This window comes from Microbacterium sp. C448 (assembly GCF_000582705.2).
GTDB classification, from domain to species: domain Bacteria; phylum Actinomycetota; class Actinomycetes; order Actinomycetales; family Microbacteriaceae; genus Microbacterium; species Microbacterium lacus_A.
On sequence record NZ_HG779597.1, the window covers coordinates 1 to 1,732 of the forward strand.

The 1,732-nt window shown below is 69.0% G+C and carries 1 protein-coding gene; it reads right to left on the reverse strand.

Annotation, left to right across the window (positions count from 1 at the left end; all coding sequences use genetic code 11):
• Positions 1-181: 181 nt before the first annotated feature.
• Positions 182-1,624 (reverse strand): IS1182 family transposase, encoded by a 1,443-nt coding sequence (locus tag MIC448_RS01490; protein WP_081766114.1) that lies wholly within the window; start codon positions 1,622-1,624, stop codon positions 182-184.
• Between the last annotated feature and the right edge of the window lie 108 nt (positions 1,625-1,732).

Here is a 1,732-nt window from a genome sequence, read left to right on the forward strand (position 1 = left end):
CTAGGTGCGCGGGTCAGAATCGGGTGGCGTGGCGCGCGGCGTTGACTCTGGCATCGCGCGCTGACGGTCGCGAACGGGAACGGGCGGGCCGTTGCGGTGTGAGAGCGTGCGGGATCGCACGGCGAGGGGCTCGTGGCGACTGTCGGTGCGTGCTGTGACGCCCAGGGACCCCTGGGGAGGCCTATGCGGGCGCCAGCCCGGCGGCTGTAGCGACGCGGAGCTTGCGGAGGTTGTGGCAGATCGTGTGGAGTAGCCATTCGCCTTGGGCGCCGGCGAGTCCGCGTAGCCGGAGCTGTCCGGCGTTTTGCCGGGTCTTCATCTGCCCGAACGCGGGTTCAACGATGGCTTTGCGGCGCGCGTAGTCGGTGCGGCCCTGCTCGGTGCGCAGCGCGTGCGCCATCCGCTCCCGCCGGCTCGCGTCCTCTGGGGCCGGGTCCGGGGCGCCGGCGGTAGGGAAGCTCTCGCCGTGACGTTGCCGTCCCGTCGCGATCAACACCTGTGCGTCCAGATCGTCGGCGGCTTCGAGGTTGGCTTCCGAGCAGTAGCCCGCGTCAGCGAGGACGACCTCTGGGGAACGCTCGATTCCTGCCGCGTCGAGGTTCCGTAGGGTCTGCTCGGCCATCGGGACGAACTGCTGGATATCGGTGGCCTGCTGGGTGACCTCGGCGCTCAACACGATCTGGTGGCCCTCATCGACAACGGCCTGCGCGTTGAACGCGTAATCGAAGCCGCGGACCGTCTTCATCATCCGCGCCTCAGGATCGGTGAAATTGCGTTGCGCTTTCGGCTTCGGCGCCGCCGTGTCCACCGCAGTCGCGACGGCCGCGTCGGCCTGCTCAGGGGGCTGACCGGCGGCGTCGGCCTTCTTCCGCGCCACGGCTGCCGCCTTCTCGGCGGCGTCGGCCTCGATCGCGTCCTTCGCGGCACGTAGTTTTGCCAGGCGCCCCTCACGGCGGGCCAGCTCCGGGGCGACCTCGTCCCCGCGCCGGTCCTGGCCGAACTGCTGATCCTCGGCCTCATCGACCGCCTCCGCCTCGGCGAGCAGCGCAGCGACCTCGGCTTGGAGCTGATCGATCTTCGGCACGATCCGGTCATAGCTCATCGCCTTATGCCGCGACGCGTTCGCAGCCAGCTTCGTGCCATCCAGCGCGACCCGCCCCAACCGCACCAGCCCCGCCTCCGCGCAGACCCGCAGCACCTGCAGGAACAACCCCGGCAGGGCATCCAGGTGACGCCGACGAAACCGGGCCAGCGACCGGTAGTCGGGCGCCTGGTTGCCCGACAGCCACCGGAAGGCGATATCGCGCTTGCAGCGCCGCTCCAACTCACGAGACGAGGTCACGCCCGTCGCGTACGCGAACAGCAGCAGCTTCAACATCATCCGCGGGTCATACGGAGGCGCACCCGAGGCGGACGCGTACGACGCGTAGACCGGCGTCAGATCCAAGAGCTCTTCGACGACCTCGGAGATGAACCGGGCCTCATCATCCTCGTCCAGCCAGTCATCCAGACTCGGCGGGAGCAGGAAACACTGCCCCTGGTCATACCCACGGAACGTCTTGCCCGCACCCGCCGGTGCAGCCGATCCCGGCGCCCGCGCCTCACCCGGCTCGACCTCGAACAGACCCTCCAGGCTGGCAGTCACCGTCATGAATCGATTCTCCCAGCACCCCGCGCTATCCACCGGATTCACCCCGGCGCGTTAACGGAAGGATCTGACCCACGCACCTAG